Genomic DNA, 7,980 nt, shown 5'->3' on the forward strand with positions numbered 1-7,980 from the left:
GCCCCACACCCTCCGTGCGGCTCACGTGGCGTTGCAACATCTCCCCTATGATGCGCGCCATGCGCCGCCTCCTCACGCTCCTCGTCCTTGCCGCCTCGCTGGTATCCGGCGGCTGCTCGCTTTCGGCGGCCCGCATCCAGAAGGCCGATGCCGTGGTGACGCTGACGGTCGACCGCGAGTCCACCTGCACCCAGCCGGACCGCTGCGCACTGCCCTCCCCCCTGATAGAGGCGGCGCTCGAAGCCAATGGCGCGTCGACGGCGGACAAGCCCGTGCATGTGGCGACCCTGCTGGAAGATGGCGAGGCCGCGCTGGCCGCGCGGGTCAACCTGATCCGCGCGGCCCGGCAGTCCATCGATGTGCAGACTTACATCTGGGAACAGGACGACGCCGGCAAGCTGATGCTGGATGAGTTGATCGCCGCCGCGCGGCGCGGCGTGCGCGTCCGCATCCTGGCCGACCAGTTGTTCTCGTTCCGCGACCCGGGCTTGCTCGCCGGGCTCGCCCGCGCCAGCGACCACCTCGAGATCCGCCTGTACAACCCGACCTTCTCCAACGCACGCACCCCGCCACTGGAATTCGCCGCAAGCATCGTGTGTTGCTTCTTCCGCTTCAACCAGCGCATGCATAACAAGCTGCTGGTGGTGGATGACCTGGTGGGTATCACTGGCGGACGCAACTATGAAGATCGCTACTTCGACTGGGACCCGGTCTTCGACTACGTGGATCGCGACGTCATGGTCGGCGGCCCCGTCGCCAGGACCATGGGCGCCAGCTTCGATCAATTCTGGGCGCACAAACGCGCGGTACCGCTGACCCACCTGCGTGACGTGAATCGCGAGCTGGTCGCCGATACCGATGATCCGAAGCGATGGCTGTCGCCGAAGTACGACAACCCTGGGCGCGTCGCCGAGCTGGTCGACCATGCGGAAGACCCTGACTGGCTCGATGAGCGGCTGGTGCGCGCATCGCTGCGTCTGAATCGGGTGGAATATCTCTCGGACCTGCCCGGCAAGACCGACGAGCCGAAGCGCCGCGAGGCGCGTGCGCTCACCCGCAACATCATGGGCCTGGTGCGCAACGCGAAAAGCGAGGTCGTGCTGCAGACGCCGTACCTGGTGATGAGCCGGCCCGCGAAGAAGATCTTCAGCAACCTGCACAAGCAGCCCGACCCACCGCGCGTCGTCGTGTCCACCAACTCGCTGGCCTCGACCGATGCGTTTGCCGTGTACGCCATGTCGTACAAGCACCGCAAGCGTTACCTCACCGACTACGGCTTCGAGATCTACGAGATGAAGCCACACCCTTCGAACGCCGACCCCGACGCCCTGGAAGGCCATTCGAATGAGGTTGCGACGCCGCCAGTCAACCGCCCGGTCGGCTCGGGTGGCGGAAGCCGGCGCCTGACCCGCGCCGAGCGCGCGCAGCTGGCGGCGGCCAACGGCCCCTCGGAAAGCACGGGCTTCCTCTCGGCCGGCAGGCGCTATGGCCCCAGCGCGCGGCACCGCCCCGCGCCGCTGCGTACGGCAGGTGTGCGCTTCGGCTTGCATGCGAAGTCGATCGTGGTGGATGACACCTTCGCCATGGTCGGCACGCATAACTTCGACCCGCGCTCGGATCACTACAACACCGAGGCGGGCGTGATCATCTACGACAAGCGCTTCGCCGATCGCCTGCGCGGTTCGATCATGCAGGACACCGAGCCCGGCAACGCCTGGGTGATCGGGCCGCGCGAGAAGACGATCCCGGTATTGTCGGAGATCAACGAGTTCATCGGCGATGTGTCGGAGCGCTTGCCGTTCTTCGACCTGTGGCCGTTCCGCTACGCCACGAGCTACGACCTGAAACCCGGTTGCATCCCGATGCGCTGGACCGACCCGCAGTTCTTCGAATGCTACGAGCCGGTTGGCGATTTCCCGGAAGTCGATGTGTCGTTGAAGATGATTTACACGCGGATGATTACGGCGTTTGGGTCGGCGTCGTCCGGGATTCTTTGAGGACCGGGGAGATCGCGCGCAAGCGCGCTCCTACAGAAGCCTGCGCAGGTCTTGTGTAGGAGCGCGCTTGCGCGCGATGGCTCAGAGCGGATCAGTAAGCTCGAAGCGAATCGGCAACTCGGACGTATACCGCACCGGCCGCTCGGCGGCGGAGGCGAAGCGCCAGTTCCGCACGGCTTCTTCAGCCGCCTGGTCCAAGGCCATGTCGCCACTGGAGCGACCGACGGACACCGCCGTGACATCACCCTCGGGCGTCACGGTGACACTCAACACCACCTGCCCCTCGCGGTGCGCACGCAACGCTTCCATCGGGTAACGCGGTGAAGGCATGTACACCGGAACCAGCGGCTCTGGCTTCGGCGGTGCCGCGTCAGCGACAGGCGCAGTCACCGCCCGACGCGCGACAGGCTGAGCCGCGAGATCCACCACGGTGCGCGTGCGCAGACGCGCAAGCGGTGTGTTCGATGAGGGGTGGTCTGCTACCGTCTTCGCCAACAACGCCGGCTTGGTGCCAGGCATCATCACCTCGGCGAACCGGCGTGTCGCGGGCGCCCGCTCATAGGTAAGCGCGGTCAGCCAACTGGTGCCGGCGATGCCGATGAGCAGCCCGAAGGCGCTAAGCGAGGTGCTGGTGCGGAGTGCGAGCATGCGTAACGTTCAGGGGCGTTCCAGGATCGCCGTGACACCCATGCCACCGGCCGTGCATATCGAGATCAGGCCACGGCCCGAACCCTTCTGTTCCAGCATCTTGGCCAGGGTGGCGACGATGCGCGCACCCGTGGCGGCGAAGGGATGGCCTGCCGCGAGACTGGAACCGTTGATGTTGAGCTTCGCCGGGTCGATGGATCCCAACGGGGCATCGAGGCCCAGCCGGTTGCGGCAATAGTCCTCGGATTCCCATGCACGCAGCGTACAGAGCACCTGCGCGGCGAATGCTTCATGGATCTCGTAGAAGTCGAAATCCTGCAGGGTGAGGCCGTGCCGCTTCAGCATGCGCGGCACCGCGACGGTGGGCGCCATGAGCAGGCCTTCGCCATGCACGAAATCGACGGCCGAAACTTCGGCATCGAGGAAGTATGCCTGGATCGCCAGACCGCGCTGCGCCGCCCACTCCTCGCTGGCCAGCAGCACGGCGGCCGCGCCATCAGACAGGCCAGTAGAGTTACCCGCGGTGAGCGTGCCCTGGCCCGAGGTCTTGTCGAACGCGGGTTTCAACGACGAAAGTTTTTCCAGCGTCGAATCCGCACGGAGAAAACCATCGCGTTTGAGCCCACGGAACGGCACCACCAGGTCATCGAAGAAACCGGCGTCGTACGCGGCGCCCAGCTTCTTGTGGCTGGCCAGCGCCAGCTCATCCTGCTCGACACGGCCGATGTGCCATTCCTTCGCCATCGATTCGCAGTGATCACCCATCGACTTGCCCGTACGCGGCTCGGCCACACCGGGGAACGAGGGCTTCAGTTCCTTGAACGAGAACCCACGCGTGGCGACCTGGAATTTTTCCTTCAGGGTCTTCGCGCGGTTCAACGCCAGCAGGCGCTTGCGGAATTTCTGCCCGTAGACGATCGGCACATCGCTGGTGGTGTCGGAACCGCCCGCGATGCCGGCCTCGATCTGCCCTGCGGCGATCTTGTTGGCGATGATGATCGCGTTATCGAGCGAGGTGCCGCAGGCGCGCGCCGTGGTGATACCAGGGGTGGTCGCCGCCAAGCCGGAGGAGAGCACGGCCTCGCGGGCCACGTTCCAGTCCGACGAGTGCTTGATCACCGCGCCCATGGCCACTTCGCCGAGCTCCACGCCGTGCAGGCCGAACTTCTCGACCAGCGACCCGAGCACCTTGACCGACATGCCAAAGTTGCCGACCTCCGCATAGGCGGTGTTGTTACGGCAGAAGGGAATGCGGACGCCACCGACCACACCCACACGCTTTTGCGACTTTTCCATGCTTTGGGGACTGTCCGAAGAACCTGAATAGGGATGCCTGACCGGGGAACGATCGAAGCCAAAGGGATCGCGGACGCCGACGTTCGCCGACGAACCGGGTATCGGCAAGGCTAACCCGCATCCCCTCCTAACGAAAGGGCAAAGGCGGCCAATGATAGAATTACGTTCCTTTGCCGTTGTGGAAATGCGTCGTGTCCGAGCCGCTGATCGCCTGCCCCGCCGTGCTGGCGCTGGAACTGGTCCCGGGCGAGGCCCCCGATCGCCTCGAACTTACCCGTGATGAAGCCCAGGCGCTGGCGGCCCTCATGGCCGATGACCTGCGCGTCCTGCTGCCCGGTATCGAGGCGTCCCGCTTCGCCGTGGCCGGTGCCTTGTTCGATGGCGTCGAGCTGCTCCGTCCCGGCTTCCCGGTGTTCGCCACCCTGGAAGAACTGGCCCGTCGCATCCCCCGGGTGACCGACCAGGGCGGTGTGGTCGCCTTCGGTACCCACGAGGGGCACATGCCGGCACAGCCGCTGGTGCCGGATCCGCGCTACGCCGATGGCCCCATGCGGCTCATGCCCTGGATGCTGCTGGCCCCGGCCGAACTCGCCGGGGAACTGACCCAGGCGATGGAGACCGCCCTGGTCGGCAAGGGCGAAGCCGGCTCGCTGACCGCCGATTTCCTCATGCGTACCCTGGGCATCCGCCTCGAGCACGCCCGCTACCTCAGTCGCGATGACGTGCTGGCGCTCACCTGCGTCCAGTACGAGCACGTAAATCTGGCCCCGCTGTGGACCATGCTCGAGGCCGCCCTGCTCACGCCTTACCGGGATGAGACCGCCATGGGCTCCCGCGGCCTGCCGCTGCGCTACGCCGAAGGGCGGGTCAGCGTCCCGGGCATCGCCAGCTGGTTCGCCCGGGACGGCATCCAGCGCGATAATCCGGCCCACGAACTCGCCGGTACCCTGTTCGAGTTACGCCAATACGCCGCGCTGCTCGCCGCCCACCACGTGCCGCTGCATCTGGAAGGCGACCCGGCCTCGTCCGCCGGCTACCTCGTCGAAGCCCTGGCCGAGGCAGATCCGGCCCAGCCCGCGCCACGCCTGTACGCCCACGAAGCCGCCGGCCTGGGCATGGCCGCGATCACCGTAGCCCAGCCCATCCCAGGTAAAGCCCGCGTGCTCGCCCACGGCTACCCGCTGGAACCGAACGCCCTCGCGCCCCTGCTCGACGCACTGGCCAGCCGCTTCGGCACTGATCGCGAACTCCACGCCCTGGGCCGCATGCTGCTCGACGAACGCGGCGCCCTGACCGCCCCCGCCCCCTCCCTGCACTAACCACCTGTGTAGGAGCGCGCTTGCGCGAGATGGGTCTTGCCGCAAGCACCCATCGCGCGCAAGCGCGCTCCTACATGGGTGATCCGACTTGCCGCGGGCGGGTGCGTACACGGGTTGGTGATGTACGGCTGTTCGCCGAGGCACTAGAGTGAGCCATTGCGAACTCGACGTTTCCTATGCCCCACCCGTCTTCAACCGACGCGTTTTCCCCGGCTGACTGGCCTGCGTTCCTGCTGGAACGCGCGCCTGCCATGCTGGCTTACGTCGGGACGGATATGCGCCTGCGCTACGCAAGCCCGGCGTATCGCGCGTGGATGGGCATGGGCGATGCCGCCGTGGAAGGTCGCACGCTCGAAGAACTCGTGCCCGCCGAGCTGTACCCGCGGATCGAGCCGGGCGTGGTCGCCGCGCTCAATGGCACGCCGGTCATCGCCGACCGCGAGCTGCGCCGCGAAGAACTCCACCGCTATGCGCAGGCCAGCTTCTCGCCCGACCTGGATGAGCAAGGCAACGTCCGCGGCGCGTTCGTGGTGCTCGCCGATATTTCCGACCGGCGCGCCCTTGAGGCCCGCCTGAGGGAAAGCGAGCGGCGCTTCTCGCAAGCCTTCCGCCATGCCGCCATCGGCATGGCACTCGTGCTTCCCGATGGCCGCTGGCTGCAGGTCAACGACGCCATGTGCGCGATGCTCGGCTACAACGAGAGCGAACTGCTGGCACTGAGCTTCCAGGACATCACCCACCCCGACGACCTGGCTACCGATCTCAACATGGTCCAGCAGGTGCTGACGGGCGAACGCGTCTCCTACCACATGGAGAAGCGTTACCTGAATCGCGATGGCCGGGTGGTCTACGCGCTGCTTACCGTCTCGCTGGTCCGCGACGAACGCGGTGATCCGCTGTACTTCGTCTCGCAGGTGCAGGACATCAGCGAGCGCAAGGCCTTCGAGGATGCGTTGTTCCGCGAGCGCGAACTGGCCGAGGTCACGCTGAAATCCATCGGCGATGCGGTGATCACCACCGACCCGGACCTCCGCATCACCTCGCTCAATCCCATCGCTGAAGCGATGACCGGCTGGGCGAGCCACGAGGCCGTCGGCCGGCCCATGGACGATATCTTCCAGTTGCGCGATCCCCTGACCCGACGCCCCATCGCCAACCCATTGCTCACCGCGGTGCAGAAGAACACGATCATCGGCCTCACCACCGATGCGATCCTTGTTCACCGCAACGGCTTCGATAGCCCGATCGAGGATTCGGCCGCGCCGATCCACGACCATGCTGGCAACGTCGTCGGTGGTGTCGTGGTCTTCCATGACGTGAGTGAAACGCGTGCGCTGGCGCTGAAGATGGCGCACCTGGCGCACCACGATACGCTCACCGGCCTGCCGAACCGTGCGTTGCTGCAATCGCGCGTCGAGTTCGCCGTCACCGTGGCGACGCGGCGCAAGCAACGCTGTGCACTGCTCTTCGTCGATATCGATCATTTCAAGCAGATCAATGACAGCATGGGCCACGCTGCCGGCGATGCCCTGCTACAGGAAGTGGCGCGGCGCATTCGCGCTGCGGTGCGCCCGGACGATACCGTAAGCCGGCTCGGCGGCGATGAATTCGTGGTACTGCTGCCGCACGTCGAGGATGGCGTCGATGCCGCCGAGGTCGCGGAGACCGTGCTGCGTGCCTGTAACGAAGCCATCGGCCTTGAGGCGTCGGCACTGGCGATCAGCTTCAGCATCGGCATCAGCGTGTTCCCGGACGATGCGTACGACGCCGAATCCATGCTGCGTAACGCGGACACTGCCATGTACGAAGCGAAGATGCAGGGTCGCAACGGTTACCGCTTCTTCAACGCGAGCATGAACGAGCGCAACACCGCGCGTGTGCGCATCGAGGTGGAGCTGCGCAAGGCCCTCGCGCGCAATGAGTTGAGCCTGCACTACCAGCCGAAGGTCGATGTCGACCTGGGCACGATTGTGGGTGCCGAAGCACTGCTGCGCTGGCAGGTCGATGGCGAAGATGTCTACACGCCCGAGCAGTTCATCCCGGTCGCGGAGGATTGCGGGCTTATCGTGCCGATCGGCGAGTGGGCCTTGCGCGAAGCCTGTCGGCAAACCCACGCGTGGTCGACCGCGTACCGCCCGATATCCGTCTCGGTGAATGTCTCCGCGCTACAGTTCCAGAACACCCGCTTCTTCGAAATGATGCAGGGCATCCTGGTCGAGACCGGCCTGCACCCCACCTTGCTCGAGCTCGAAGTGACCGAGCGTACCGTGATGGAAGGCGGTGACCACATCGCCGACCTGCTGCACCGGATCAAGGCGCAAGGCGTCTCGCTCAGCCTCGATGACTTCGGCACGGGCTATTGCAGCCTCTCGTACCTCAAGCACTTCCCGGTCGATACACTGAAGATCGACCGCGCCTTCATCCGCGACGTCGCCTGGGATAATGACAGCGCCGCCATCGTTAGCGCGATCATCACGATGGGCAAGGGCATGAACAAGATGGTGCTTGCCGAAGGCGTCGAAAGCACCGAGCAAGCCACCTTCCTCGACAATGCCGGCTGCACCCAGATGCAAGGTTTCCTCTTCGGCCGCGCCGTCCCCGCCCGCGACTTCGAAGCGCGCATCGCCCAGATCGATAACGGCATTCCCACGGTCTGAGGGGCCGGGATCGCGCGCAAGCGCGCTCCTACAAGAGCAAGGCAGCTCTCCTGTAGGAGCGCG

General features: G+C 65.7%; 5 protein-coding genes. 3 read left to right on the plus strand and 2 right to left on the minus strand.

Features of this window, described 5'->3' with window-relative positions:
* Nucleotides 1–59 precede the first annotated feature (59 nt).
* Nucleotides 60–1,997 carry a phospholipase D family protein gene (locus tag VGN46_RS04215; RefSeq protein ID WP_331640961.1) on the plus strand — a complete coding sequence of 646 codons (1,938 nt, stop codon included), beginning with the start codon at nt 60–62 and terminating at the stop codon, nt 1,995–1,997.
* A gap of 81 nt (nt 1,998–2,078) precedes the next feature.
* Here VGN46_RS04215 and VGN46_RS04220 read toward each other — a convergent pair whose 3' ends face one another.
* Together VGN46_RS04220 and VGN46_RS04225 are read right to left on the minus strand one after the other, a co-directional pair.
* Nucleotides 2,079–2,645, minus strand: coding sequence for an energy transducer TonB (locus tag VGN46_RS04220; protein ID WP_331640963.1), 567 nt, complete (start codon nt 2,643–2,645; stop codon nt 2,079–2,081).
* A gap of 9 nt (nt 2,646–2,654) precedes the next feature.
* The gene (locus tag VGN46_RS04225) at nt 2,655–3,941 is read right to left on the minus strand and encodes an acetyl-CoA C-acetyltransferase (RefSeq protein ID WP_331640965.1); all 1,287 of its coding nucleotides are present in this window, start codon (nt 3,939–3,941) and stop codon (nt 2,655–2,657) included.
* A 191-nt stretch (nt 3,942–4,132) separates the two neighbouring features.
* Between VGN46_RS04225 and VGN46_RS04230 the strand changes: the two genes are divergently transcribed.
* The gene (locus tag VGN46_RS04230) at nt 4,133–5,260 is read left to right on the plus strand and encodes a hypothetical protein (RefSeq protein WP_331640966.1); all 1,128 of its coding nucleotides are present in this window, start codon (nt 4,133–4,135) and stop codon (nt 5,258–5,260) included.
* A gap of 176 nt (nt 5,261–5,436) precedes the next feature.
* Complete coding sequence (locus VGN46_RS04235) at nt 5,437–7,917, plus strand: EAL domain-containing protein (protein WP_331640968.1); 2,481 nt, start codon at nt 5,437–5,439, stop codon at nt 7,915–7,917.
* Nucleotides 7,918–7,980: the final 63 nt, after the last annotated feature.

It is taken from the genome of Luteibacter sp. (genome assembly GCF_036500425.1).
Classification (GTDB): domain Bacteria; phylum Pseudomonadota; class Gammaproteobacteria; order Xanthomonadales; family Rhodanobacteraceae; genus Luteibacter.

Bases quoted from the DNA above. Each gene is read 5' to 3' on its own strand.
- VGN46_RS04215 (WP_331640961.1), top strand. From the start codon at position 60: ATGCGCCGCCTCCTCACGCTCCTCGTCCTTGCCGCCTCGCTGGTATCC.
- VGN46_RS04235 (WP_331640968.1), top strand. From the start codon at position 5,437: ATGCCCCACCCGTCTTCAACCGACGCGTTTTCCCCGGCTGACTGGCCT.
- VGN46_RS04225 (WP_331640965.1), bottom strand. From the start codon at position 3,941: ATGGAAAAGTCGCAAAAGCGTGTGGGTGTGGTCGGTGGCGTCCGCATT.
- VGN46_RS04220 (WP_331640963.1), bottom strand. From the start codon at position 2,645: ATGCTCGCACTCCGCACCAGCACCTCGCTTAGCGCCTTCGGGCTGCTC.